The sequence below is a fragment of the Streptomyces sp. NPDC050625 genome, assembly GCF_040654755.1.
Lineage (GTDB): Bacteria > Actinomycetota > Actinomycetes > Streptomycetales > Streptomycetaceae > Streptomyces.
The window spans coordinates 492,569-517,095 of sequence record NZ_JBFAIQ010000004.1; the positions used below are offsets into that span (position 1 = coordinate 492,569).

General features: G+C 70.9%; 23 protein-coding genes. 8 read left to right on the forward strand and 15 right to left on the reverse strand.

Features of this window, described 5'->3' with window-relative positions:
• The first annotated feature begins 24 nt into the window (after positions 1 to 24).
• From AB0I54_RS12690 to AB0I54_RS12700, 3 genes are all read left to right on the forward strand, one after another.
• Positions 25 to 1,578 (forward strand): aldehyde dehydrogenase family protein, encoded by a 1,554-nt coding sequence (locus AB0I54_RS12690; RefSeq protein WP_363295950.1) that lies wholly within the window; start codon positions 25 to 27, stop codon positions 1,576 to 1,578.
• Complete coding sequence (locus tag AB0I54_RS12695; protein WP_363295951.1) at positions 1,575 to 3,848, forward strand: thiamine pyrophosphate-dependent enzyme; 2,274 nt, start codon at positions 1,575 to 1,577, stop codon at positions 3,846 to 3,848. The genes AB0I54_RS12690 and AB0I54_RS12695 overlap by 4 nt, the downstream gene beginning before the upstream one ends.
• A 229-nt stretch (positions 3,849 to 4,077) precedes the next feature.
• A complete protein-coding gene (locus AB0I54_RS12700; protein WP_363295952.1) occupies positions 4,078 to 4,977 on the forward strand; it encodes a hypothetical protein in 900 nt (299 codons plus the stop codon).
• On the opposite strand, the gene AB0I54_RS12705 is transcribed toward AB0I54_RS12700, so the two are convergent.
• The 4 genes from AB0I54_RS12705 to AB0I54_RS12720 form a co-directional block, all read right to left on the reverse strand.
• Positions 4,958 to 6,337 (reverse strand): HAMP domain-containing sensor histidine kinase, encoded by a 1,380-nt coding sequence (locus AB0I54_RS12705; protein WP_363295953.1) that lies wholly within the window; start codon positions 6,335 to 6,337, stop codon positions 4,958 to 4,960. The two genes, AB0I54_RS12700 and AB0I54_RS12705, sit on opposite strands and share 20 nt — an antisense overlap.
• Positions 6,334 to 6,999, reverse strand: a complete 666-nt coding sequence (locus AB0I54_RS12710; protein ID WP_363295954.1) for a response regulator transcription factor — start codon at positions 6,997 to 6,999, stop codon at positions 6,334 to 6,336. Before AB0I54_RS12710 ends, AB0I54_RS12705 begins: the two co-directional genes overlap by 4 nt.
• Positions 7,000 to 7,311: 312 nt before the next feature.
• Entirely contained in the window at positions 7,312 to 7,857 is a 546-nt protein-coding gene (locus AB0I54_RS12715) for a TetR/AcrR family transcriptional regulator (RefSeq protein WP_363295955.1), read from the reverse strand.
• A gap of 7 nt (positions 7,858 to 7,864) precedes the next feature.
• Positions 7,865 to 8,062 carry a hypothetical protein gene (locus AB0I54_RS12720; protein ID WP_363295956.1) on the reverse strand — a complete coding sequence of 66 codons (198 nt, stop codon included), beginning with the start codon at positions 8,060 to 8,062 and terminating at the stop codon, positions 7,865 to 7,867.
• Positions 8,063 to 8,215: 153 nt separating this feature from the next.
• Between AB0I54_RS12720 and AB0I54_RS12725 the strand changes: the two genes are divergently transcribed.
• Entirely contained in the window at positions 8,216 to 11,017 is a 2,802-nt protein-coding gene (locus tag AB0I54_RS12725; protein WP_363295957.1) for a heavy metal translocating P-type ATPase, read from the forward strand.
• Between the two features lie 94 nt (positions 11,018 to 11,111).
• On the opposite strand, the gene msrA is transcribed toward AB0I54_RS12725, so the two are convergent.
• The gene (msrA, locus tag AB0I54_RS12730; RefSeq protein ID WP_363295958.1) at positions 11,112 to 11,624 is read right to left on the reverse strand and encodes a peptide-methionine (S)-S-oxide reductase MsrA; all 513 of its coding nucleotides are present in this window, start codon (positions 11,622 to 11,624) and stop codon (positions 11,112 to 11,114) included.
• A gap of 128 nt (positions 11,625 to 11,752) precedes the next feature.
• A complete protein-coding gene (locus AB0I54_RS12735) occupies positions 11,753 to 12,811 on the reverse strand; it encodes an MFS transporter (RefSeq protein WP_363295959.1) in 1,059 nt (352 codons plus the stop codon).
• 17 nt (positions 12,812 to 12,828) lie between these two features.
• Here AB0I54_RS12735 and AB0I54_RS12740 point away from each other — a divergent pair, with 17 nt between their 5' ends.
• The 3 genes from AB0I54_RS12740 (at position 12,829) to AB0I54_RS12750 (ending at position 14,999) form a co-directional block, all read left to right on the forward strand.
• On the forward strand, positions 12,829 to 12,957 hold the full coding sequence (locus AB0I54_RS12740; RefSeq protein WP_363295961.1) for a TetR family transcriptional regulator: 129 nt from the start codon (positions 12,829 to 12,831) through the stop codon (positions 12,955 to 12,957).
• A gap of 36 nt (positions 12,958 to 12,993) precedes the next feature.
• Positions 12,994 to 13,554, forward strand: coding sequence for a TetR/AcrR family transcriptional regulator C-terminal domain-containing protein (locus tag AB0I54_RS12745; RefSeq protein ID WP_363296082.1), 561 nt, complete (start codon positions 12,994 to 12,996; stop codon positions 13,552 to 13,554).
• Between the two features lie 203 nt (positions 13,555 to 13,757).
• Entirely contained in the window at positions 13,758 to 14,999 is a 1,242-nt protein-coding gene (locus tag AB0I54_RS12750; RefSeq protein ID WP_363295962.1) for a cytochrome P450, read from the forward strand.
• On the opposite strand, the gene AB0I54_RS12755 is transcribed toward AB0I54_RS12750, so the two are convergent.
• From AB0I54_RS12755 to AB0I54_RS12775, 5 genes are read right to left on the reverse strand one after another with little or no spacing between them, the layout of a single operon-like run.
• Positions 15,000 to 16,358 (reverse strand): cytochrome P450, encoded by a 1,359-nt coding sequence (locus tag AB0I54_RS12755; RefSeq protein WP_363295963.1) that lies wholly within the window; start codon positions 16,356 to 16,358, stop codon positions 15,000 to 15,002.
• On the reverse strand, positions 16,355 to 16,969 hold the full coding sequence (locus AB0I54_RS12760) for an ATP/GTP-binding protein (protein WP_363295964.1): 615 nt from the start codon (positions 16,967 to 16,969) through the stop codon (positions 16,355 to 16,357). Before AB0I54_RS12760 ends, AB0I54_RS12755 begins: the two co-directional genes overlap by 4 nt.
• A complete protein-coding gene (locus tag AB0I54_RS12765) occupies positions 16,947 to 17,306 on the reverse strand; it encodes a DUF742 domain-containing protein (protein ID WP_363295965.1) in 360 nt (119 codons plus the stop codon). The genes AB0I54_RS12760 and AB0I54_RS12765 overlap by 23 nt, the downstream gene beginning before the upstream one ends.
• Entirely contained in the window at positions 17,303 to 17,716 is a 414-nt protein-coding gene (locus tag AB0I54_RS12770) for a roadblock/LC7 domain-containing protein (RefSeq protein ID WP_363295966.1), read from the reverse strand. The genes AB0I54_RS12765 and AB0I54_RS12770 overlap by 4 nt, the downstream gene beginning before the upstream one ends.
• Positions 17,713 to 19,098 (reverse strand): ATP-binding protein, encoded by a 1,386-nt coding sequence (locus tag AB0I54_RS12775; RefSeq protein ID WP_363295967.1) that lies wholly within the window; start codon positions 19,096 to 19,098, stop codon positions 17,713 to 17,715. The genes AB0I54_RS12770 and AB0I54_RS12775 overlap by 4 nt, the downstream gene beginning before the upstream one ends.
• Positions 19,099 to 19,379: 281 nt before the next feature.
• Between AB0I54_RS12775 and AB0I54_RS12780 the strand changes: the two genes are divergently transcribed.
• Positions 19,380 to 20,381: an AraC family transcriptional regulator gene (locus tag AB0I54_RS12780; protein WP_363295968.1), complete on the forward strand. Its 1,002-nt coding sequence runs from the start codon at positions 19,380 to 19,382 to the stop codon at positions 20,379 to 20,381.
• Between the two features lie 48 nt (positions 20,382 to 20,429).
• On the opposite strand, the gene AB0I54_RS12785 is transcribed toward AB0I54_RS12780, so the two are convergent.
• The 4 genes from AB0I54_RS12785 to AB0I54_RS12800 form a co-directional block, all read right to left on the reverse strand.
• Complete coding sequence (locus AB0I54_RS12785; RefSeq protein WP_363295969.1) at positions 20,430 to 21,251, reverse strand: hypothetical protein; 822 nt, start codon at positions 21,249 to 21,251, stop codon at positions 20,430 to 20,432.
• A gap of 47 nt (positions 21,252 to 21,298) precedes the next feature.
• The gene (locus tag AB0I54_RS12790) at positions 21,299 to 22,135 is read right to left on the reverse strand and encodes an alpha/beta hydrolase (protein WP_363295970.1); all 837 of its coding nucleotides are present in this window, start codon (positions 22,133 to 22,135) and stop codon (positions 21,299 to 21,301) included.
• A gap of 96 nt (positions 22,136 to 22,231) precedes the next feature.
• Positions 22,232 to 23,254: a TolB-like translocation protein gene (locus tag AB0I54_RS12795; RefSeq protein WP_363295971.1), complete on the reverse strand. Its 1,023-nt coding sequence runs from the start codon at positions 23,252 to 23,254 to the stop codon at positions 22,232 to 22,234.
• On the reverse strand, positions 23,251 to 24,522 hold the full coding sequence (locus AB0I54_RS12800; protein WP_363295972.1) for an MFS transporter: 1,272 nt from the start codon (positions 24,520 to 24,522) through the stop codon (positions 23,251 to 23,253). Before AB0I54_RS12800 ends, AB0I54_RS12795 begins: the two co-directional genes overlap by 4 nt.
• Positions 24,523 to 24,527: the final 5 nt, after the last annotated feature.

Consider the following 24,527-nt stretch of genomic DNA (forward strand, 5'->3'; position numbering starts at 1 on the left):
TACCAGCCGACAAGGAGCAAAGTCATGGCCCGTTCCGTCGCCTCGATCGTTGCCGGCCGCATGGTCGCCGGCGCTCCCGGCGGGACTCTTCAGCGCCCCAATCCCGGCCGTACCGCCGAGCTGGTCTCCGAGGTCTCGCTCGGCGACGCCTCGACGTTCGTCGCGGCCGCCGAGGCCGCGAAGGCGGCTCAGCGGTCCTGGGCGGACATCCCGGCGCCGGTGCGCGGATCGGCGATCGGAAAGATCGGCCGGCTCGTCGAAGCCAACAAGGACCGGCTCGCCCGCATCGTGACCGAGGAGATCGGCAAGCCGTACGCAGAGGCACTCGGCGAGGTCCAGGAGATCATCGACACCTGCGACTTCTTCCTGGGCGAGGGCCGTCGGCTGTACGGGCAGACGGTGCCCTCGGAGATGCCCGACAAGCAGCTGTTCACCTTCCGCAACCCCGTCGGCGCGGTTGCGGTGATCACCGCGGGCAACTTCCCGGTGGCCGTGCCGGCCTGGTACCTCGTACCGGCGCTCGTGACCGGCAACACCGTCGTGTGGAAGCCCGCCGAGTACGCCGCCGCGAGCGCCAAGGCCCTCTTCGAGCTGTTCGTGCACGGAGGTGGCCTGCCCGACGGCGTACTCAACCTCGTACTCGCCGACGGAGAGCAGACGTACGCGGGCCTGGAGGCCGCTCTTGAGGCCGGGCTGGTCGACAAGGTCGGCTTCACGGGGTCCACGGTCGTCGGCCAGAAGATCGGCGCCCTGTGCGGAAGCCATCTGCAGACCCCCTGCCTGGAACTGGGCGGCAAGAACCCCCAGGTGGTCACCCCGAGCGCAAACCTCGACCTGGCGGTGGAGGGCGCGCTGTTCTCCGGATTCGGCACTGCCGGGCAGCGCTGCACCTCCCTCGGGACGATCATCGTCCATGAGTCGGTGAAGGAGGACTTCCTCGCCCGCTTCGACGCCGCGAGCCGCGCGGCCCGGATCGGCGACGCGTTCGAGGACGTCCTGTACGGCCCGATGCTCGACGAGCGGTTCGCGCAGCGCTACGAGACCTTCCTCGGGTGGATCAAGGATCACCACCGGACGTACGGCTCCGACGGCATCGGGCGGATCACGGCCGACAATCCCCGCAAGGGCTTCGTCGGGGACCCCGAAGCGGGCATGTTCTACCACCCGGTGATCGTCGACGGAGTGCGCCGCGACGACGAGGTGTTCCTCAACGAGACCTTCGGCCCCATGGTCGGAGTGACCACCTACCGGGACTTCGACGAGGCCGTCGAGCTGGCCAACGCCCACGGCTACGGCCTGTCCGCCGCGATCTACACCACCGATCCGCACGAGGTGTGGACGTTCCGGCGCGGCATCTCCGCGGGCATGGTCAGCGTCAACAACACCACCTCCGGAGCCGAGGCGCACCTCCCGTTCGGCGGCAACGGCAAGTCGGGCAACGGCAGTCGCCAGTCGGGACAGTGGGTGCTCGACCAGTTCACCCGCTGGCAGTCGATGAACTGGGACTACTCCGGCCGTCTGCAGAAGGCGCAGATGGACGTGGCCACGCTCGAACCCGACATGGCCTTCCGCCTGTGAGCGGCGTCGAGGACCTGGACCGGCACTTCCGCGAGGAGGTGGTCGGTCTCCGGTCCGCTGCCCGCGCCGCCGGTCCGGGGCCGACGGGCGGTGCCGCCGGTTCCGGGTCGCTCACCGGGAGCGGGGACGCGGCGCGCCGGCCCGACACCGGCGCACTGGACACCCGTACCGCACTGAACGGCCGTACCGCACTGGACCTGTTCGACGCCCAGCTGGAGAGCCGGCACGCCGACGCCGCTGCGCGCTGGATGCAGCAGCAGGGCCGCGGCTACTACACCATCGGATCGAGCGGGCACGAAGGCAACGCCGCGGTCGCCCTCGCGCTGCGCCCCACCGACCCGGCGTTGCTGCACTACCGGTCAGGCGCCTTCTACTGCGCCCGCGCCCGGCAGGCCGGCGGCGTCGACGCGGTCAGGGACATGCTGCTGGGGGTGGCCGCCGGGGCCGACGAGCCGATCGCCGGTGGCCGGCACAAGGTGTACGGGCGCCACGAACTGGCCGTCATCCCGCAGACGTCGACCATCTCCTCCCACCTGCCGAGGGCAGTCGGGGTGGCATGGAGCATCGCCCGCGCCAAGCGGCTCGGGACCGAGTGCGCCTGGCCCGACGATGCCGTCGTCTGCTGCTCCTTCGGCGACGCCTCCGTCAACCACTCCACCGCGGCCGGCGCCATCAACAGCGCCTGCCACGCGGCCTACCAGGGCCTTCCGATGCCAGTGCTGTTCGTCTGCGAGGACAACGGCCTGGGAATCAGCGTGCCGACACCACACGACTGGGTGCGGCGCGCCTACGGCAACCGGCCCGGTCTCGCCTACTTCGCCGCGGACGGGTGCGATCCGTCAGCAGCCTTCGACGCCGCGCGCGAGGCGGTGGCCCATGTGCGCAAGAGCCGGCAACCCGCCTTCCTGCACCTGTCGATGGTGCGATTCCTCGGCCACGCGGGCTCGGATGCCGAAGCCGCGTACCGCATGCCGTCCGAAGTCGCCGCGGATCTCCAACGCGACCCGTTGCTGGCCACGGCCCGGCTGCTCACGACGACCGGCGTCCTCACCCCGCAGCAGGTGCTCGAGCGGTACGACGAGGTGGCCGGGCGGGTGTTCGCCGTCGCCAAGGAGGCCCTCGACAGCGAGCCCCTGACCACCGTCGCGGAGATCGCCGCGCCCGTCGCCCCCCGCCGTCCCGACCTCGTGGCGGCTTCGGCACGCCGTACGAGCGAACCACCCACGGCGCCCGTGGGCGAGCCCGTCACCGTCGCCCAGGCCATCAACCACACACTCGCCGACCTGCTCGGAAGCTACCCGGAGATGGTCGTCTTCGGCGAGGACGTCGGCCGCAAGGGCGGGGTCTACGGACTGACCCGGGGTTTGCAGCGGCGTTTCGGCACCGCCCGGGTCTTCGACACCCTGCTCGACGAGCAGGCCATCCTCGGCCTCGCGCTGGGTGCGGGGCTGTCCGGGCTGCTGCCGGTGGCGGAGATCCAATACCTTGCGTATCTGCACAACGCCGAGGACCAACTGCGTGGCGAGGCCGCGACGCTCCAGTTCTTCTCCCAGGGCCAGTACCGCAACCCCCTCGTGGTCCGCATCGCCGGCTACGGCTACCAGCGCGGGTTCGGCGGCCACTTCCACAACGACAACGCGCTGGGCGTCCTGCGTGACATTCCGGGCCTGGTCATCGCCTCCCCGTCCCGCCCCGACGACGCCGCCGCGATGCTGCGGACCTGCGTGGCGGCCGGCAAGGTGGACGGGACGGTCAGCGCCTTCCTCGAACCGATCGCGCTCTACCACACCCGAGATCTCCACACGGAGAAGGACGACGGCTGGCTCGCCGCCTACCCCCCACCCGCATTGCACGTACCGATCGGCCGGGCACGCACCTACGGCACAGGCACGGACCTGACCCTCGTGACCTTCGGCAACGGCCTGCCCATCTCGCTTCGAGCCGCACGCCGACTGGAACAGCAGGGCATCGCCTGCCGGGTCGTCGACCTGCGCTGGCTGGCACCCCTGCCGGTCGACGACCTGCTGCGCGAGGCACGTGCGACGGGACGCGTCCTCGTGGTCGACGAGACCCGCCGCACGGGAGGGGTCTCGGAGGGAGTCGTCACGGCTCTGGTCGACGCCGGATTCACCGGCGCCGTCCGACGGGTCACCAGCGCGGACACCTTCGTCCCGCTGGGGAACGCGGCGCAGTTGGTGCTCGTGTCCGACTCCGACGTCGAGCACGCGGCCGGCGAGCTGCTCTCGGCGGGTGAGTCTGCTGAGCGTTGACAGCTGGTCAGCCGGTCGGGGCGTCACCCGAATGGACGTCACCGAGCCGCAAGGGGCCGCACAACACGCGGCGTGACCTGCAACCTGCCTGTGTTCAGGATGCGTTCAGGATCTCTGTGCCACGGTCGAAGATCACGGTCGCCGCCGGCGGCCGAGTCAACTCACAGGGCGCTCGTCCCGGATCCCAGGGGCGAGCGCCCTGTCGTTCGACCGAACAGGAGGATCCGAGTTGGAGAAATCCGAGGTCCTCACCGACCTCGACGTGGCGAGCACGTCGAAGACCAAGTCGGTGATGAAGAAACTGCCCGAGGTTACGCTGGCCTTCTGGATCATGAAGATCGCCGCGACGACCTTGGGCGAGACGGCGGGCGACCTCTTCGCACAGACCCTGAAGCTGGGCTACTTCCTCACCACGATCGCGCTGTTCCTGATCTTCGTGGTGACGCTGGTGGTCCAGCTGCGATCCAGCCGCTACAACCCGTTCTGCTACTGGACCGTGATCCTGTCGACCAGCATGGCCGGCACCACGATGTCCGACTTCATGAACCGCGACGCCAGCGCCAAGTTCCTGTCGAACGGCGCGACCAGGCTGGGCTGGGGCCCGCAGGGCCTTGGCCTGGGCTACCCCGTCGGAGCGGCGATCCTGATCTCCATCCTCCTGGCGATCTTCCTCGCCTGGAAGCTGAGCGGGATGACCTTCCAGATCCGCGACATCGTCACCTTCAAGGGTGAGGCCCTGTTCTGGTCGGCGATCCTCGTGTCGAACACCCTCGGCACCTCGATGGGCGACTTCCTGTCCGACAGCTCCGGCCTCGGCTTCGCCGGTGGCGCGCTGCTCGTGACCGGCGCGCTCGTCGTGCTCGTGGCGCTCATGAAGGTGCCCACCGTGCCGAATGTGCTGCTGTTCTGGATCGCCTTCGTCCTCACCCGACCACTGGGCGCCACCGCGGGCGACTTCCTCACCAAGCCGGTCGCCAAGGGCGGTCTGGATCTCGGTACCGTGGGCTCGTCCGCCGTGCTGCTCGTCGTTCTGTTCGGCCTGATGGCCTATGCCCACGGGCAAGAGCGCCGTACCGCCGCTGGACAGGCGCGGGAGGAGCGGGAGTCGGTCACCCGGCGGGGAGACTGACCGTGAACCTGGCCCCGGGCGCGTGTCCGGGGTCGTAGGAGACCTCGCCGCCGACGGTGCGGGCCAGACGTCGCGCGAGCGGCAGCCCGAGGCCCGCGCCGTCGTGCCCGTCGTCGGCGTCGGCGCGTCGGCCGGGCTGGAACAGCTCCGCCACGAACGCCTGCGGTACGCCGGGGCCGTCGTCGACGACATCGATCCGCACCGCACCGGTCAGGCGCCGCGCGGACACGGTCACGCTGGAGCGGGCATAGCGGACGGCGTTGGCCAGCAGCGGGCTGAGGATGCGTTCGAGGAGGGCGGGTGCGACTCCCGCCTCCAGTACCTGAGTGTCCGTCGCCACCGTGGCCTTGACCCGATCCCCTTGGTCGACGTGCTGGAGCAGGCGGCCGAGGAGGGGAACGACGTCGGTCGTTGCGGGGGAAGTCGCCGGGTTGAGCGCATTCTCGCGGGCGTCGTCGAGGAGCGTGTCGCAGATCGTGCGCATGGACTGCGCGGCCTCGGCGATCACCTCATGGGTGGCGCGGGTCTGGGCATCCGTGCGCGGACGGGTCTGCCACCAGTCGAGTTCCATGATGATCCGGGTGAGGGGCGTGCGCAGTTCGTGGGACAGTTCCCCCGTCAGCTGCCGCTCGTGGCGCAGTACGGTGCGTATGCGGTCCAGCAGCGCGTCCAGTGAGCCACCCAGGCGGGCGAGTTCGACCGGGTGATCTTCCGTACCGAAGCGGTCGTCGGAGCCGGCAGCGCTCCACTGCGTTGCCTGGTCGGTCATCGTCCGCACCGGTCTCAGTGCCCGGCCGACGGACAGACGCGTGAGTACGTATGTGCATCCGAGCATCACGGCGTCCAGGACCAGCGACCCCAGCAGCAGGGTGTCGGCCGAACTCCGGTACGGAGCCAGGTCCAGGGCGGTGACGACAGTGGCTTTGGCATCGTGGCCTGGGATCGGCTGGGAGCACAGCCGGACGGGCCGGTGACCGTCGACGGTGGTGCAGGCGTGCTCTCGCTGTGCGGCCAGCCGGTCGGCGGCCTGGGTCACCGGGCTCCCGACGGTGGCGGACGGCGGGCCCTCCAGCAGGCGGGTGTCGGCGTAGATCCACACGTTCGCGTCGAGGAGGCGGTCGTTGACGGTCTCCAGGACGCGTACCCGGGGACCGCTGGTGTCGACGGTCGTGGTCACCGCGGCCGCTCTGGTGCGCAACTCGTCGTCCGCCTGGCGTTGCAGATGCTCGTCCATCACGGCGTTGAACGCCACGGTCAGGACCGTCATCAGCAGTGCGGCGGCGGCCAGCGCCACGAGGGAGAGCCGACCTTGCAGGGTGCGCGGGGCCAGGCGACCGAAGACGCGGGAGGCACGGGTCATGACAGGCGGTGTCCGACTCCGCGTGCCGTGTCGATCGTCAGACGGCTGCTCGCCTCGCGCAGTTTGCGGCGCAGCCGGCTCAGGTACTGGTCCAGCGTGTTGTCACTGACCTGCGCGCCCTCGGGCCAGCCGGCCCGCACCAGGTCACGGCGGCGCACGAGGGCCCCGTCCGCGGCGACGAGCGTGGCCAGCAGCCGGAACTCCGTCGGGGAGAGGTCGACGCGTGCGCCGTCGTGCACGGTCGCACTGTGATCCACCGCGTCCAGCACCAGATCGCCGGTGGTGGCGCAGGACCGGGGAGCGGCCCGTCTGAGCGCGGCGCGCAGCCTGGCCGCGAGTTCGGCGAGGTGGAAGGGCTTGGGCAGGTAGTCGTCACCCCCGGCGGAGAAGCCGGACAGGCGGTCGGTGAGCTGGTGCCGGGCGGTCAGGAAGATCACGGGGGCGAAGAATCCGTTGGCCCGCATCGCCTGGCACACGTCCCGTCCGTCCGCGTCGGGCAGGCCGACGTCCAGTACGGCCGCCGCGATGCCGGCGGTAGCCAGCCGCAGGGCACTGGCGCCGTCGGGTGCGAGGACGGGCTCGAAGTCCTCGTCCTGCAGGCCCCGCCGCAACACGTCCCGCAGGGCGTGATCGTCCTCGACTACCAGGATCTTCGGGTGCATGATCCTCTGTCGGTCCTCCGGTCATGGTCGTGGTTGCGAACCCCTGTGTGTAGCGCGCCGCGCACGGGCCGAACGGGTGACTACAGGAATGTAGACCGTCTATGTCACTGTAGACGAGTGGCGGTCGAGGTACGTTCCGAGCCGCGGGTGCGTCCTGGTGGAGCCGGAACAGCTCCGGGTTGCGGCGAAGGGGACGCGGCCTGAGCGGGCGGCGGTCCGGCGTCGGCCTTGATCAGTGGTCGTGCTGTGTTCGCCGATGTGGCCGGGTGTGGTGGTCGTGGCCGTCCGTGGGCAGGCCGAGCCCGGCGGTCGTCAGGTCCACGAGGCGATGGACGGCTCCCGGGTCGGGTGCCGTGGCCGCTGCTGCCAGGGCGTGGACGCAGTAGTTGGCGAGTTCACCGGGGGGCACGTCGGAGTGAGCCGGCCGTCTGCGGCGACTTGGGTCAGCAGGCCGGTGAAGAGTTCGGCGAGTTGGCGCTGGGCGCGGGCGATGGGCTCGCCGCGGTGGACGAGGGCTGCGATCTCGCCGGTGTCGCGCCCGCGATGGTGACAGATGAACGCGTAGGCCAGGAGCACGCTGCGCAGGGCCTGCTCGGGATCTTCGGCGCGGTCGCGCAGTTCGGCGAGCTGGGAGACGTGCTCGGTGACGTGCCTCTCGTGCCAGGCGATGAGGATCGCCTCGACATCAGGGAAGTACTTGTAGAGCGTCGCCCGCCCGATGCCGACCTGTTCGGCGATCTGCGCCATCTTCACCGACGCGAGTCCATGCTCGGCGACGAGTGCCGCCGTGGTCTCCAGGATCGCGTCGCGCACCGCGTGGCGGTGCGCCTCGATCGTCTCGTTCCACAGCTTCGGCACCCACCGATCACGCCGGCGCAGGACAGGGCCAGGGTTTGGTGAGGGGCCCGGCGTGCAGTGCGTTCAGGCGGCGCCGGTAGTCGTCCTCGTCGATCTGCCGGTCGACATCGCGAACCAGCCCCAGCCGCTGACATTGTGGTCGTACCAGAACATCATGCTGTTCACCTGCTTCGGCCTTGTTCTGCGGCCGGATACGAAGGGGCATCCGGCGACCTTTGCCTTCTCCTGCATCGTCCCGCCGCTGGGCATGGCCGTCCGGGGCCGGACGGTCCAAGACCGTTGGGCCACTGCGCCCCTGCCGGGTAGGGGGAGCCGGGCGCAGGCTGGAGAGTGACCCGACAAGGGAGGTGAGCAGCCCATGGGCGCCCTTGAAGTCGTCGTCGTCCTGGCCTCGGCAGTGCTGATCGCCGCGCTGGGCTGGTACTTCTTCGGCCCGCGCCGGGCCGGTGCCGCCCGGCTGGAAGGCGGGGTGCAGCGGGTGGACGTGACGGTCCGGGGTGGCTACAGTCCTGACCTGATCAAGGTCCGCCAGGGCATCCCGGTGGAGTTGGTGTTCGACCGGCAGGAAGCCGGCGAGTGCACCTCCCGTGTGGTCTTCCCCGATCTGCAGGTCGGAGCGGGCCTGCCCGCCCACACGCGCACCACCGTGCGGCTGAACCCCGACCGTCCGGGTTCCTTCGGCTTTGCCTGCGGTATGAACATGATCCACGGCACCCTGCTGGTCGAGCCCGCGGACGGCGCCGTACCGCCTGGACCGGGCGGTCACGGCGGTACGGCCGCAGCTCCTGCTGCTGCAACCGGCGGGCCGGCGGCGGGTGCGGAGCGGACGGCGGCCGAGTCGGAGACCGCGGACGCCGCCGAGCGGCAGGCGGAGATCAAGGACCTCACCCGCAGAGTCGTGGTCGGCGCGGTGCTCACCGCCCCGGTGCTGTTCGCGGTGATGGCGCACGAACTGTTCGGCGCCGACTGGGTGCCTGGATGGATGCTGAACAGCTGGCTGCAGCTGGCGCTGATCACGCCGGTGATGTTCTACACCGGGTGGCCGATCCATGTGACGGGCTGGCTGACCCTGCGCCACCGGGCCGCCGACATGAACTCGCTGATCACCCTGGGTACGAGTGCCGCCTACGGCTACAGCCTGCTGGTCACCCTTGCGCCCGGTCTGCTGCCTCAGGACGTGCGGGAGGTGTACTTCGAGACCGTCGGCGTCATCCTGACCCTGATCCTGCTCGGGCGGCTGCTGGAGGCCCGGGCCAAGGCCGGCACCGGTGAGGCCATCCGCGCTCTCCTGGGCCTGCAGGCCCGTACCGCCCGTGTCGTGCGGGACGGACACGAGAGTGAAATCCCCGTCGAGGACGTGGTGGTCGGAGACGTGCTCGTCATCCGGCCGGGGGAGAAGATCCCCGTCGACGCCGAGGTGCTCTCCGGCTCCTCCGCCGTGGACGAGTCGATGGTCAGCGGCGAGCCGATGCCCGTCACCAAGCACACCGGGGACACGGTCATCGGGGCCACCGTCAACGGCACCGGGTCCCTGCGGGTGCGGGCGGCCAAGGTCGGCGCGGACACGATGCTCGCCCAGATCATCCGCCTGGTGCAGCGGGCCCAGGCCTCCAAGGCCCCCATCCAGCGGCTTGCGGATGCCGTGTCGGCGTACTTCGTGCCCGCGGTCATCGCCGTCGCGATCGGCACCTTCGCCGTGTGGTTCGCTGTGGGACCGTCTCCCGCGCTGACCCTGGCGCTGGTCTCGGCGGTCGCCGTGCTGATCATCGCCTGCCCGTGCGCGCTGGGCCTTGCCACGCCGCTGTCGGTGATGGTCGGTACGGGCAAGGGCGCTCAGGCCGGCATCCTGATCCGGTCGGCCGAGGCGCTGGAGACCGCGCACAAGCTGGACACCGTCGTGCTGGACAAGACCGGCACCGTCACCGCGGGCAAGCCCGTGCTGACCGATGTCCACCCCGTGGGCGGGTTCGACGAGCCCGGGCTTCTGCGGCTGGTCGCGGGGGCCGAGGCCGACAGCGAGCACCCGCTCGCGCGGGCCATCGTCACCGGCGTCCGTGACCGCGGTCTTCACCCGCCGGCGGCGACCGGCTTCGACTCGGTCACCGGCAAGGGCGTCCAGGCCACCGTCGACGGGCACGCTGTCCTGGTCGGCACCGCCCGGCTGCTGGGTGACGTCGGTATCGACACCGCCGCACTGACCCCCGTGGCGGCTGCCCTCTCCGCCGAGGGCAAGACACCCGTCCTCGCCGCTGTGGACGGACAGGCCGCCGGTGTGGTCGCCGTCGCCGACACCGTGAAGGACGACTCCGCCGCGGCGATCGCCGCCCTGCAGCGTCTCGGCGTCGAGGTCGTCATGCTCACCGGCGACAACGCCCGCACCGCCGCCGCGATCGCCGCGCAGGTCGGCGTCACCCGGGTGCTCGCCGAGGTGCTGCCCGAGCACAAGGCCGACGAGATACGACGGCTCCAGGCCGAGGGCCGTACCGTCGGCATGGTCGGCGACGGCATCAACGACGCCCCCGCGCTGGCCGCCGCCGCCGTCGGCCTGGCCATCGGCACCGGCACCGACGTGGCCATCGAGGCCGCCGACATCACCCTGATCTCCGGCTCGCTCGGCGGCGTCGTCACGGCGATCCGGCTGTCGCGGGCCACGATGCGCAACATCCGGCAGAACCTGTTCTTCGCCCTGGTCTACAACGCCGTCGGCATCCCCCTGGCCGCCGGTGCCCTGTATCCGCTGTGGGGCATCCGTCTGAGCCCGATCGTCGCCGCCGCCGCCATGGCGCTCAGCTCGCTGTCGGTCGTCACCAACGCGTCCCGGCTGCGCCGCTGGAGTCCCCAGCCGCTGCCCGATGCCCGGCCCGCCCGCAGCCGCCCCCGTGTCGAGTCGGCCGCCGACCGAGCACCGGCCGGCAGCTCGACAACCATGGCGGGCGAGGGGCACCACCGCCGCATCTCACAGGGCGACAGCGACGGGGCGGTCGCCGACCCGGTGTGCGGGATGCGGCTGGACAAGGCGACCGCCGCCGAGCACCGGCACACCGCAAACGGCTCCCACTACTTCTGCTCCACCCATTGCGCCGCGGCGTTCGACGCCGACCCGGACCGCTACACCGCCCCGACCACACGTGACACGCGCGAGGGAGGCGAACCTCGGTGACCACTGCCGCCACCCCGCGCGACGCTCATGAGCGGCTGTATCGACGTCCTCACCCAGATCGCTGCCGCCGGCCGCGCACTGCGGGTGTAGCCGCTCAGCCCTCCTTGCGGCTGGGCAGGCGCCATCCCGGGCGCGGGAAGTGGCAGGTGTAGCCGTCGGGGTAGCGCTCCAGGTAGTCCTGGTGCTCGGGTTCGGCCTCCCAGAAGGGGCCGACCGGCTCTACCTCGGTGACGACCTTGCCCGGCCACAGCCCGGAGGCGTCCACGTCCGCGATGGTGTCCTCCGCGATCCTCTTCTGCTCGTCGTCCACGTAGTAGATCGCCGAGCGGTAGCTGAGACCGATGTCGTTGCCCTGGCGGTTCTTGGTGCTCGGGTCGTGGATCTGGAAGAAGAACTCCAGGATCGCGCGGTAGTCAGTCTCCTCGGGGTCGAAAAGGATCTCGATGGCCTCCGCGTGGGTGCCGTGGTTACGGTACGTCGCGTTCGGCACGTCACCCCCGGTGTATCCGACCCGGGTCGCTGTCACGCCCGGGAGCCTGCGGATGAGGTCCTGCATCCCCCAGAAACATCCGCCCGCCAGTACGGCCCTCTGCGTCTGCGCTGCCATTTCGGCCCCTTCGATGTCTTTCGTCGGTCATCCGGGCTGCCCGGCTCGCCTGCCGCCGGCATCCCGTACCTTCCGGCTCCATCAGCACCTGAAGCGTGCAAACAATTCCGCGCCCGCCCGCCCATGGCTCAGTGTCCCGCGGACCCCTCGGGGCGTGCATGGCGCGGCAGGAGGAACGCGAGCAGGAAGGTCAGGGCGAGCATGCCGTCGACGATCCACAGCAGCGTCTTCATGACGGAGCCGAAACCGCTCCGGAAGGCGGACGACGCGGTGGCCTTCAGCGCGGCGGGTATCCGGTCACCGGCCTGAGCTGAGGACATGGCGGGCCCGGTGTCCTTCTCCAGGCGCGTGCAGGACGCCGGGGTCGCGGCAGGATCCTTGGCCACGGCGCGGTCCGAGGTGCAGGTACGCAGATCCGCCACGATGCGCTCCTGAGCGGCGGGCGCGACGTGCGCCGCGGCCAGCTGCCCGCGCAGGCCGGCCGAGTGGTGGTCTACGGCGGAGGCGATGCCGCCGCCCAGCAGACCGAAGAACACGGTGCCGAGGACGGCTACCCCGAAGGCACCGCCGAGCTGCTGTATCGCGGTCATCGTGCCGGACGCCGAGCCCGTCTCGTGCTGCTCGACACTGGCGAGCACGATGTCGAAGAACGGCGCCATGAGCAGGCCCATCCCGATGCCGGTGACGAGGAGGGACGGCAGGAGCTGCCAGGGGCCGACGCCGCTTCCCACCACGTCGAGGGTCAGCCACACGCCGAACACGCCGAGGGCCATGACCAGCGTGCCCGCCTGCAGGACGGTCCGTCCGAACCGGGCCACACCCTGAGCGATCCCGAAGCCGACGATCATGCCGCCCGACCAGGGCACCATCACCAGTCCGGCCTTGAGCGGCGAGTAGCCGAGGCCGATCTGGGTGTAGAGGTTGAACACCAGCATGAAGCCCTGCATGGTCGAGAAGAACACCAGGCCGAGGGCCATGCCGCCACTGAATCCACGCTTGCGGAAGAGGCTGGGAACGACCAGCGGGTCCCGGCCGGCCTTGCTGCGGCGCGACTCGTACATGGCGAAGGCGACGAAGACGACCACCGAGCCGGCCATCATCAGGAACGTCCACATGGGCCAGTCGTACTCACGGCCCTGGACCAGCGGGAAGATGATGAGCAGCGCGGCCATCGAGACCAGGAGCATGCGCCCGCGTCGCCCCCGTGCGCGCCCCGCTGTCGCGCGAACGAGTCGTCGAAGCCGCCTTCACCGTGCTGGACCGCCAGGGGCTCGACGGGATGTCGATGCGTCAGGTGGCGGCCGAGCTGGGGGTCACGGTCTCCGCCCTGTAGGCCCACGTCAGCTCCAAGGACGACCTCTTGGAGCTGATGTACACACGGCTCTTCGACAGCTTCGAGATGCCCGCGCCCGACCCGGAGCGGTGGCAGGAGCAACTGCGCGACTTCGCCCGCTCCGTACGGCAGCGCCTGCTGTCCCACCGGGACATGGCCCGGATCTCCATGGGGCACGTGCCCTTCACCGCCGAACTGCTGCCGCACGTAGAGGCGTTGCTCGCCGTCTTTAGGACCGCAGGGCTGCCCGACCGCATCGCCGCGGAGGCGGGCGACCTCATCTCCACCTACGTCGACGGGTTCGTCCTGGAGGAGGGCATGTGGCAGGACCGGGCCGCCCAGCAGAGCGGTGACGATCCCTCCATGGCCCGCCCCGACTGGCGCGAGATGGCCGACGAGATGCAGAAGTACTTCGCGTCCCTGCCGGCGGCGGACTTCCCCCATCTGCGTGCCCTGGCCGGACTGATGGTGACGGACTCCTCCGACGAGAGGTTCGACATCGGCCTGGAGATCATCCTGCGCGGCCTCGCGAGCTACCTGCCGGACCCGGAGGCGCGCGCGAATCCTGGCGATCGCCGGGCTCCGGACGCCACCTGATGGTGAGTCATGGGTCCGGCGAGGCCCGTGGTTCGGGCCGCGCCGCGATCGAACCACCAGCCTGGAGCGGCGTCGCCCGACTTGCAGCCACGCGCACGGAAGTTGTGGCGGTACGCAGCGCGCCGCAGGCGGTCTCGTGCGGACACGCTACGGCCGAGTAGCTTTGCGGCTCGTACAGAAGTCCGAGTGCCAGGGAGGCCGCGATGGGAGACCCCCGCCCCTTAGTCATCGACGCGACCGGTCGTGACATCCACGCCGAGGCTGCCCGGATCCGAGAGAGGGGACCAGTGACCCTCGTCGAACTTCCGGACGGTGTCGAGGCATGGGCCGTCAGCAGTCCGGAGCTGCTCAAACGCCTGCTCACCGACCCACGGGTGTCGAAGGACCCGCGCCGCCACTGGCCGCGGTGGATCAACGGTGAAATCTCCCCGGAATGGCCGCTGTTCACCTGGGTCGCGGTGCAGAACATGTTCACCGCGTACGGCGGTGAGCACAAACGGCTGCGCGCCCTGGTCGCCAAGGCGTTCACCGCCCGACGCACCGCGGCGCTCCAGCCCCGGATCGAGGAGATCACCAAGACGCTGCTCGACGGACTGGAGGAGGCCGGGCGGCGGAACTCGGTGGTCGATCTGCGGGAGGGGTTCTGCTACCCCTTGCCGATCCAGGTCATCAGCGAGCTGTTCGGGCTGCCCGAGGAACAGGGCGAGGAACTCCGGGCCGTCGTGGACGGCATCTTCCACACCTCCGCCGAACCGGAGGAGGTCATGGACATCTACACCCGGCTCTACGCGGCGCTCGGTGAGCTGGTGGCCCTCAAACGGCGGTCGCCCGGCGACGACCTGGCCTCGGCCCTCATCGCGGCCCGCGACGACGAGGGCGACACCCGGCTGAGCGAGCAGGAACTGCTCGACACCCTGGTGCTCATGGTGAGCGCCGGCCACGAGACCACGGTCAATCTCATCGACAACGCCATCCACCTCCTGCTCACCCACCCGGAGCAGCTCGCCCAGGTCCGCTCGGGCGGTGCTTCCTGGGACGACGCGATCGAGGAGGCGCTGCGGGTGCAGGCGCCGGTGGCCAGCCTGCCCTTGCGGTACGCCGTGGAGGACCTCGGCATGGAGGAGTTCGGCGGCCCGGCCGGAGTGGTGATCGGCAAGGGGGAGGCGATCCTCGCCGCGTATGCGGCCGCCGGACGTGACCCCGAGAAGTACGGCGCGGACGCCGACAGGTTCGACGTCGCCCGCGCCGACAAGGAGCATCTGGCGTTCGGCTACGGCGTGCACTTCTGCCTGGGAGCCCCGCTGGGGCGGCTGGAGGCCCGGATCGCGCTCCCGGCGCTCTTCGACCGCTTCCCCGGGCTCCGTCTCGCCAAGGAGGGGGAGCTGGAGCCCGTCGACTCCTTCATCTCCAACGGCCACCGCGCCCTTCCCGCACTGCTGTCCTGATCACTCCCCGCGCCACCAGGACCGCAGCCGCGTCAACCAGCCGAGGCCCGTCCGGCTGGCCGGCGGCGCCGTGGGCGGCCGTACCTCCGATGAGGAACTCGTGCGCCGTGGGGACCGGTCGTCGTCCGAGGCGGACTCGGCGGGTGGCAGGAGCGGGGCCGCCGGGTAGACGACGGGAAGCGCGGCCAGCGCCCGGTGGAAGGGACCGGGCCGCCAGGTCAACTCCTCCACGGGGACGGCCAGTTCGACATCGGGGAGGCGGTCGAGCAGCTTCTCGACCGCCACCGCCGCGATCAGCCGGGCCGGACTCTGTGCCGGGCAGGTGTGCGGGCCCGCGCTCCAGGCCAGATGGGCGCGGTTTCCCGCGCGCTGATCCGAGGTCAGGGACGGGTCGGTGTTGGCGGCGGCCAGGCTGACCACGATCGGGTGGCCCACCCGCAGGGTCACCCCGTCGTGGACGACATCGTGCACGGGATAGTGCACGGCGTAGTTGGCCATGGGCGGGTCGGTCCACAGCACCTCGTCCAGCGCGTCCTCCACCGGCAGGCTGCCGCCGGACAGGGTGCCTTCGAACCGGTCGTCGGACAGCAGCAGCCGCAGACTGTTGGCGATGAGGTTCTGCTGGGGCTCGGTGCCCGCGCCCATCAGCAGGACCAGGCTGTGGACCATCTCCTCGTCGGTCAGTGCGGCGGGATGGGCCATGAGCCAGGACGTGACGTCCTGCCCGGGCCGGGCCCGCTTCAGTGTCACGAGGTCGAGCAGGGTCGTGGCGAGCAGTTCGTTCGCCTTCTCGGCGTCCACGCCGTCGAAGATCCCGGACATCCCCTCGACCAGCCGCACCCCGTACTCGGGCGGGCAGCCGAACAGCCGGTTGAACACCAGCAGCGGCAGGACCTGGGCGTACTCGCCGAGCAGGTCGGCCTTCCCGGCCGGCGCGATCCGGTCGATCAGGGTGTCGGCACTGGCCTCGACGTAGCCGCGCAGCGTGTTGGGATCCACCTGGGCCAGGCTGTCCGTGATCGCGTCGCGCAGTCTGCGGTGCTCGGCTCCGTCGGTCCACAGGGCGTTCGGCCGGTACATCATCATCGGGACGACCGGGCTGTCCATGGGGACGGTGCCGTCCGCCAGGTCCTGCCAGCGGCGGGGGTCCTTGGAGAAGGTCTCGGGGCTGCGCAGGACGTGCAGGGCCGCCTCGTAGCCGACGACGAGCGATGCGTGTACGCCGGGCGCGAGTTCGACCGGCGCGATCGGGCCCGCGGCCCGCAGCCGTCGGTAGGCGGCCGCGGGGTCGGCCGCGAACTCGGGCCCGTACAGGGGCTCGTGGGCGGGGCAGCGCGGTGGTGGTGTTGGCGAGGTCACGCGTTCTCCAGTGTGCCGGTGCGGGTCAGGAGGTATTCCACGAGGGCGATCAGGGCGTGGGTGGACGAGATCCGGTCGCGGGCGTCGCAGCGGACGAGCGGGGTCTCGGGGAGCAGGTCGAGGGCCTCGCGTATCTCGTCGAGGTCGTGCGAGGGCGCGTCGTCGAACTGGTTGAGGGCGACCGCGTACGGCAGTCCCAGCTCCTCCAGCACGCCCATGACTTCGAAGGACTGGCTCAGCCGCCGGGTGTCGGCGAGGACGAGGGCGCCGAGCGCGCCGCGGGTCATGTCCTGCCACAGCTGGGTGAAGCGCTGCTGGCCGGGGGTGCCGAAGAGGTAGAGCACCAGGCGGTCGTTGAGGGTCAGACGGCCGAAGTCCAGGGCGACGGTGGTGGTCGTCTTGTCCTTCATGCCGGCCAGGTCGTCGACGAGTGCGCCGGCCTCTGTCATGACCTCCTCGGTGCGCAGCGGCCGGATCTCGGAGAGCGTGCCGACGAGGGTGGTCTTGCCGACCGCGAAGTGGCCCACGACCAGCAGCTTGGCCGCGGTCTGCACGCTGGGGCGCAGATACAGGTTGCCGGCGGCGTGTTCAGAGGCGGGCGCGGAGCCCATCGAGCACCTCCTGGAGGATTCGGGCGTCGGTCGGCCGGGCCGCGGGGATGGGCGCGCGGGTGACGATGTGACCGCTGTCCATGAGGTCGGCGATCAGGACTTTGGTGACGCCGACCGGGAGGCCGAGGTGGCCGGCCACCTCGGCGACGGACAGTGCTCCCGGCCGGCACAGTTCCATGAGCCTGCGCTTTTCCGGGTTGAGCCCGGTCAGCGGCAGATCGTCGGTGGCGATCAGCAGCGTGACCAGGTCCAGGGTGTTGCGGGAGGGCTGGGCGCGGCCGTCCGTGATGACGTACGACCGCACCAGCCTGTCTGCGGGCCGGCGCCGGGGAGTCATGCCGGGCTGCCGGTGTCCTGCCGGGCCGGGCTGGTCAGCTCCTTGCCGAGCCGGTCGACGAGCTTGTGCATGCGGTACGTCACCGCCTCCATGTCCACGTCCTGGCTGGTGGAGACCGCGAGGTAGGCGCCTTCGCCGGCGGCGACGAGGAACACGTAGCCGTGCGCGAACTCGATCAGGGTCTGTCGCCACGGGGTGTGCGGGGTGCCGCAGAACTCGGCCGTGCTGCGGCTGATCGACTGGACCCCGGACAGGCCCGCGGCCAGCCGCTCGGCATCGTCCCGGTCAATGTCCTTGGAGTGGGCGCGGAGCATGCCGTCGGCGGAGAGCAGGATCGCGTGGAGGGCCTCCGGCACCTTCAGCACGTCGTCCAGCATCCAGCCCAACTCGTTGTTGGTGGGCCCGGTCATTCGTGGCTGTTCCCTTCGTCTTCCTGGGGTGTGTGCTGGGCGGACCGGCCGGAGCGGGTGCCGCGGGCGAAGGCGCCCATGCGCCGGGCGTTCTCCTCGGCGGAGCGTCCGCCGACCTCGTCGGCGGGCGGGGGAGCGGGCTGTACGGCGGTTTCCCGGAGGGCACGGCGACGGCGTTTGGGCAGGCCTCCGGACGTGGTCGCCTCCGTGGTGCCGGGGTCGGGTTCCGGGTCGGCAGCCGGTACTGCGTGCGCGGTCGGCACTGCCGTGGCCGCGGCAGGGGATGCGGGGGCGGACACGGTGGGGGAGTCCGCGGTCCGGGCGGGTGCCGCGTCGGGGGTGGGTGCGGCCGGCGCGCCGGACGGCTGCCGTTCGGGCGTGGCGTCCAGGTGTGTGAGCAGGGCGGACGGCAGGAACAGTACGGCGCGTACGCCGCCGTAGGGGGAGACCGTGTCCACGGAGACGTTGAAGCCGTAGCGCCTGGCCAGCACCCCGATGACGGCGAAGCCGAAGCGGGGCGGGTCGCCGAGGCGGGTGACGTCGGAGGTGTGCCCGCCGCTCAGCAACTCGGCGGCATGTCCGGCGGCCTGGCCGTCCATGCCGACGCCCGCGTCGTCGATCACCACGCAGGCGCCGTTGTGCACCGTCTGGATGGTGACCTCGACGGTCGTGTTGGGCTGCGAGTGGCGTGCGGCGTTGTCGAGCAGTTCGGCGACCGCGAGTACCACCGGTTCCACCGTCCGGCTGGCCACGGCGATGGCGACCTCCCCGTGGATGCGGATGCGCCGGTAGTCGCGGATGCGGGAGGTGGCGCCGCGTACGACCTCGATGAGTGCGGAGGTGGCACGCTGGCGGCCGGGCCATGAGCCGCAGAGCACGGCGATGGCTTGGGCCCGGCGGCCGAACTGGGCGTTGGTGTGGTCGATTTCGAGCAGGTCGCGCAGCACGTGGGGGTGGTCGTGCCGGTCCTGCATCTCCGCGATGGACACCTGCTGTTCGTTGGCCAGGGCCTGGATGGATCGCATGGACGCCTTCAGGGCGGCCTTCGCGGACTGGTCGGCGCGGGACTGCGCGTCCTCGACGGCTCCGGCGAACCGTGCCAGCACCTCGTCCAGGCACTTGGCGAACTCCGTGTCGGCGAGACGGTCGTCGAGCGGACCGACGGCCGGGGACTGCTGCCGGGCCGTGTCCTCCAGGGCCGGCAGCCGGGCGGACACGAGGTGACGTACCTCCTCGTCCCGCGCCCGCAGGCCGTCCGCGAGTTCGGCGTTGCGACGGCGCTGCCGTGCGGTGATCCCGCGTTGGCGCACCAGCAGCACGGTGGCGGCGAACAGGCATACGGCCAGGCACCAGAACACCGCTTCCGGTATCTGTTCGGTCATGAAGTCCTCAAAGACGGACGTGAGTTGACGGGCGCTTGACGGTAGCGACGGTTCCGCACCCGTACTTGTGCGTGCGCGCAAGGAAGTTGTCACCAGGCGCAAACAGGCCGGATGAGACGTTTCAGGCGACCGGCTTACCTTTGGCATATGCCAAACGGCTGAGATTGCCTTACGGGGACCGGCTGTTGCCCTAGTCTGACTACGCGTAACGGCCGATGGCGGCGAAGGACACGAGCCGCTCGTCAAGCGCCGTCGTGACGCGTCGCAGCGGAGGAGATGGGTTGTCCGCGGGAAGCTACTTCGTGGAGACGACCAGGACCGGCGAGGTCTCGTCGCGCGAGGGGACCGACCTCTGGAGCGAGCGCATCGACGTCTACCAGACGCGCATGGACCTCCGGTTCACCCGACCCGACACCTTCCGGGGCGAGCTGGTCCGGCAACGCAGTGACAACTACCAGCTCGTCAAATGGCGCAGCGACCAGATCGAGTACGTCCGCACCCCCGGCCTGATCCGCCAGAAACCCGACCCCGACTACCGGTTCGTCCTCCCGCTCGCCGGCGAGGTGGTCCTGCGGCAGGACGACCAGGAGTCACGGCTGACGCCGGGGACGGGCAGCCTGATGACGCTGGGCGCGCCCTTCGAGCTGCTCCACGACGCGTCCTTGGACGGATTCATCCTGTCGATCCCGGCCCGGGAGATCGACAGCCCGCTGAACCGGAAGGCCCCGCTGGCCACCGGATTCGATCTGGGCCGGGGGCTGGGCCGCATCGTGCTCGGCATGGTGCGCACCCTGCACGAGGAGCGCGACCAACTCACCGCCACGGCGTTCGACGCGATCGCGGACCGCATCGTCGAGCTTCTGTGCATGCTCGCCTGCGGCGACGACCGCCCCGACGTCCCGGGCCATCTCGTCGAGGTCGAGGCGCTCGTCCGGCGCTACGTCCGCGACCACGCGGCCGATCCCGGTCTCACGGGTGCGTCCATGGCACGCGCCCTCGGCTGGTCCCTGCGCCAGATCCAGCTGGCCCTCCAGTGCGTGGGTACCACTCCCCGTGGACTGATCCGCGAAGAGCGCCTGCGCCTGGTTCGCGACCGCCTCCAGTGCGCCGACTGCGAGCACATGACGATCACGGAGCTGGCCTACGCCTCGGGGTTCTCCTCGGCCAGCGCGCTGAGCACCGCCTTCCGCCAGCGCTATGGCCTCAGCCCCCGGGAGATGCGCGACAGAACCCGTCGGGCGTGCGTGCCGGCTCCGGCCGACGCGGACCTGCGCTCCGTGTGAGCGGCCGTTGGCAGCACGGTGTGGCTGCGGCCCGGGTGAAAGACCTGGTCAGCCGACCTTGAGGAGGCCCGCGTCGACGACGGCCCGGCCGAAGGGGCTTGCCAGTTCGGCAAGACGCTCGCAGTCGGCGTCACCCAGGGCGGCGTAGGCGGGGAGGGCCAGGCGGTCGGTGCGGTCCTCGATGTGCCGGCGCAGGCGTGCGCCTTCCGGACTGAGGGAGTCACCGTCGAGGAGGCCTCGCGTGCGCAGGCGCTCTTTGGTGGCGGTCCACTCGTCCTCGGGCCATGCGCGGCTCGCCTTGAGGAAGTCGACGGGGATTTCGGCGGTGGCGGCGTGCAGGATCAGGGCCTCCAGGCCTCCCACGCCTTCGTTGAGCAAGCACGCGACATGGCCGTCTCCACGGAACTCCCGGAGCAGCGTCTGGGCGTGCCAGAGTTGCAGCACCGGTTCGTCGGGCCAGGGCAGCGCGGCATGCGCGGCGAACAGCGGGCGGCCCTGAGCGTGCTCGCGGGCGGCTTCGGCGGCCCGGCGCGTCAGTGCCAAGACCTCGTCGAGAGCGGGGAGTTCGTGGATCCCGGCCCGCCGCAGGGCCTCACTCGCGCCCGCGTACCGCGCGTCCAGCACCTGCTGTGGTGTCGTCGCGTCCCAGACCCCGTGCACCGCCTTCCGTACCAGATCGGGGTTGAAGTTGTAGAAGGTCGCGATGACGAGCTCGGCGGACGCCCGGCCGAAGGCGGCGCTGCGGGAAGCGAAGTACCCGGCCCGTCCGCCCAGTCCGAGCTCCGCGTAGCGCCGCCTTGCCTCGGGGGCGAAGTAGATCATGCCGTGCACGGGTTCGAGCCGGCGCCAGGCTGCTCGCGCTGTCTTCATTGAAGTCACCTTCCGGGATTCGGCAGACGGGTGTTCGCCGTGTTTCCTCACTCGCCGTGCGCGCGCAGATGTTCGAGCAGCAGTCGGCTCAGCGTCTCGGGCGCCTCCTCGGGGACCCAGTGGCTGACGCCCTGGAGGGTCTCGAACCGGTACGGCCCGTTGACCCACTGCCCCGTCTCCTGCGCGGCCGCCGGGCCGAACGCGCTGTCCTCCGTGCTCCAGACGTACAGCGTGGGCACGTCGACGGCGCGGATCGCGCCGTCAGGGCGGCCGGCCCGGTACCAGTTCAGCGCCGCGGTGAGAGCGCCGGGCTGGGAGAGGTGCCGCACGTAGGCCTCGGCACTTTCCTGCGGGATCTTTCCGGCGTAGACGGAGCGAAGGGCCTCGGCGTTGTCGGCGAGCATGAGCTCTTCTGTCGCGGGCGTTTCGCGCCAGTCGATCATGTAGCGCGAGCGTTCGCGCTGGTCCGCGTCGGTGCGCAGCGTGGTGGCGAGGGCGCCCGGGTGCGGGGTCGAGACAACCGTCAGGGTGCGTACGCGGCCGGGGTGGGCCTGGGCGGTCCACCATGCAACCGCGCCTCCCCAGTCATGACCGACCAGGTCGAACGAGGCCCAGCCCAACTCCTCCGTGATCGCGACCACATCGTCGACCAGGACGCTGATGCGGTAGTCCTCGGGCCGTTCGGGGCGAGCCCCGGGGGAGTATCCACGCTGGTCGGGTGCCACGACCCGGTATCCGTGCGCGGCGAGCGTCGCGAGCTGCTGCCGCCATGCCAGGCCCGTCTGCGGGAAGCCGTGCAGCAACAGCACCGGGCGACCCTCGCACGGGCCCTCCGCGACCGCGTCGAACAGTCCCGCCGCGGTGGAGATGCTCAACTCGGTCACGGCCCGTCCCTTCATACCGACTGGTCGGTCAGCATTTCAGCTGTGCCAGGGGGTTTGTCAAGGGTGAGAGAGACGCACGGACGGCTGTGCGGCCTGTCATCCCAGGTAGGCGGGGGCGACGGCGGAGGTCATCAGTCGGCGGGCCGTGCCGGTGCCGTCGGCGGGGACGGTCCACAGGTCCGAGCCGTAGTCGCCGGGAAGGGCGTAGACGAGGGTGGAGTCGTCGCGCCACAGGGCCTGGTCGTCGATGTTGCGCTGCTCGGCGGTCGCGGTCTCCTTCATGGTGCGCAGGTCGAGGACGTACAGCCGCCAGGGAGCGTCGGACGAGGCCCCCGGGACGCGCTTCTTGTAGGCGATCCGGGTGCCGTCGGGCGAGAGGGACGGGCATTCGACGTTGCGGTGCACGGTGGTCAGGGTGCGTGCGGCGACGTCGCCCCGCACGAGGTAGGTGCGGCCGCCGGTGGCCAGCGTGGCGTAGAAGCGGGTGTCGTCGGCGAAGGTGACACCCCAGACGTTGATGTCCGCGGCGCGGTGGGTCCGGCCGTCCTTGATGACGCGGAACGTCTCCAGGTTGTCGTCGATCGCCCAGGTGCGGGTGTCGACGATGGCGGTGCGGGTGGAGAAGTGGGTGCCGGCATAGGAGTCCCCGCTGACGAAGACCGTCCAGGCCACCAGGTGCCCGGAGGGTGAGACCCGGGCCCGGGTGGGGATGCCTGCTGCCGGGAAGTGGTGCAGTTCGTGCAGCCGCGAGTCGAGTACCACCGCCCGGTAGGTGTCCTGCAGCGTGCCGTGCACGGCCTGCAGGCAGATGCCGGTACCGGCCGCCGCGTGGAAACGCAGGCACTTGACGCCCGACGCGGTGCGCGGCCCCTGCGGATCGTCGGCCGGCACGGTGGCGATCTCGTCACGGTGCGGGCCCCAGGCCAGGTTGCGTACCAGCAGCCGACGGCCACCGGCCGGCCGGAGCGAGACGGTACCGGCCCGCACGGTCGGACCGTTCGCCTGCTGCTGGTCACGCATGCTTGAGCGGTGGGCGGCGTACAGCACCGCCCCGGTGCCCACGCTCCCGAGCACCACGACGGCGACCAGCAGGATCACGAGGCGGGTGGTTCTTCTCATGCGGGCACCTCATCGGCGGTACGGAGGACGAACCAGGCCACGACGGCGCTGACGGCCAGTGCGACGGCGGTGACGGCCAGCGCGTTGCGCCCGCCCCACAGGCTCCAGGCCGCGCCGAAGGCGAGCGAGCAGGTGAATCGGGCCAGCGCCTGGCCGGTGCCGACCAACGCCTGCCCGGCACCCTGGTGCTGCGCCGGGACGACCCCGGCGGTGGCGGCCGCGAGGACTCCGTCGGTGGCCGCATAGAAGGTGCCGTGCAGCACGAGAACGGCGACCACGGTCGGGACACCGCGCCAGGGGCCGAGCACCAGGCCGTAGCCGAGCAGCAGGACGCCGTGGCCGGCCAGGAAGAGCCGGCGTCGGCTGATGCGGTCGGCGAGTGCGCCCAGCGGGACGGCGAGCAGTAGGAAGACAGCGGCGGTACCGAGCGGCAGCAGCGGGAACAGGTCGGCAGGCAGGCCCTCTTCGCGCTGGAGCAGCAGATAGAGGAAGGAGTCGCTGACGGTGGTCAGGCCGAGCAGAGCCGCGCACACGGTGAGCCGGCGCAGCTGCGGGCGGCGCAGCAGCCCGATGGCGGCGCGCAGCGTCGGCCGCTCTGCCTCCTCGGGCGGCCGTGCGGGACCGGCGGGGGAGATGTGGCGGGGCACGAACAGCACCAGCACCAGGACCCCGAGCACGGCGACGCAGCCGCTGACCGCGAAGACCGCGTCGTAGCCGTCGACGGTGGCCCGCAGTACGGCGAAGGCGACGAGCGGACCGAGCAGCGCACCGGTGGTGTCCATGGCGCGGTGCACCCCGAACGCCCGTCCCCGGTGCTCGGGTTCGGTGGCGAGCGAGATCATCGCGTCCCGGGGGGCCGTGCGCAGCCCTTTGCCGGTGCGGTCGGCCGCGAGCACGGCGCTGATCACGGGGAGGGTGTGGGCGAGCAGCAGCAGCGGCTTGCACAGCGCCGACAGGCCGTAGCCGACGCCCGCCACGATCTTGTGTCGGCGGCCTCCCCGGTCGGCGAGGTGGCCGCCGGCCAGCCGGACCAGGGCTCCGACACCGTTGTTGATGCCGTCGAGGAGACCGAACCCGAGGGGCGACAGGCCGAGGCCCGCCACCACGTAGAGCGGCAGGACGGCCGTGACCATTTCCGAGGAGACGTCGGTGATCAGGCTGACCGCACCCAGGGCCAGCACGGCGTTGGGCACAGCGGCCGGCCGCCGCCCCGGACGGGTGTCCGGGGCGACGGCGGGCTTGGTGCTGCGGGAGTCCGCGAGATACACGGGCG

Excerpts from the sequence above, each read along its gene's own strand:
- AB0I54_RS12795 (WP_363295971.1), bottom strand. The coding sequence starts at position 23,254 with ATGAGAAGAACCACCCGCCTCGTGATCCTGCTGGTCGCCGTCGTGGTG.
- AB0I54_RS12770 (WP_363295966.1), bottom strand. The coding sequence starts at position 17,716 with ATGACCGGGCCCACCAACAACGAGTTGGGCTGGATGCTGGACGACGTG.
- AB0I54_RS12785 (WP_363295969.1), bottom strand. The coding sequence starts at position 21,251 with ATGAAGACAGCGCGAGCAGCCTGGCGCCGGCTCGAACCCGTGCACGGC.
- AB0I54_RS12750 (WP_363295962.1), top strand. The coding sequence starts at position 13,758 with ATGGGAGACCCCCGCCCCTTAGTCATCGACGCGACCGGTCGTGACATC.
- AB0I54_RS12745 (WP_363296082.1), top strand. The coding sequence starts at position 12,994 with ATGTACACACGGCTCTTCGACAGCTTCGAGATGCCCGCGCCCGACCCG.
- AB0I54_RS12760 (WP_363295964.1), bottom strand. The coding sequence starts at position 16,969 with ATGGGCTCCGCGCCCGCCTCTGAACACGCCGCCGGCAACCTGTATCTG.
- AB0I54_RS12720 (WP_363295956.1), bottom strand. The coding sequence starts at position 8,062 with ATGCCCCTTCGTATCCGGCCGCAGAACAAGGCCGAAGCAGGTGAACAG.
- AB0I54_RS12735 (WP_363295959.1), bottom strand. The coding sequence starts at position 12,811 with ATGCTCCTGGTCTCGATGGCCGCGCTGCTCATCATCTTCCCGCTGGTC.
- AB0I54_RS12710 (WP_363295954.1), bottom strand. The coding sequence starts at position 6,999 with ATGCACCCGAAGATCCTGGTAGTCGAGGACGATCACGCCCTGCGGGAC.
- AB0I54_RS12690 (WP_363295950.1), top strand. The coding sequence starts at position 25 with ATGGCCCGTTCCGTCGCCTCGATCGTTGCCGGCCGCATGGTCGCCGGC.
- AB0I54_RS12765 (WP_363295965.1), bottom strand. The coding sequence starts at position 17,306 with ATGACTCCCCGGCGCCGGCCCGCAGACAGGCTGGTGCGGTCGTACGTC.
- AB0I54_RS12705 (WP_363295953.1), bottom strand. The coding sequence starts at position 6,337 with ATGACCCGTGCCTCCCGCGTCTTCGGTCGCCTGGCCCCGCGCACCCTG.
- AB0I54_RS12725 (WP_363295957.1), top strand. The coding sequence starts at position 8,216 with ATGGGCGCCCTTGAAGTCGTCGTCGTCCTGGCCTCGGCAGTGCTGATC.
- msrA (WP_363295958.1), bottom strand. The coding sequence starts at position 11,624 with ATGGCAGCGCAGACGCAGAGGGCCGTACTGGCGGGCGGATGTTTCTGG.
- AB0I54_RS12775 (WP_363295967.1), bottom strand. The coding sequence starts at position 19,098 with ATGACCGAACAGATACCGGAAGCGGTGTTCTGGTGCCTGGCCGTATGC.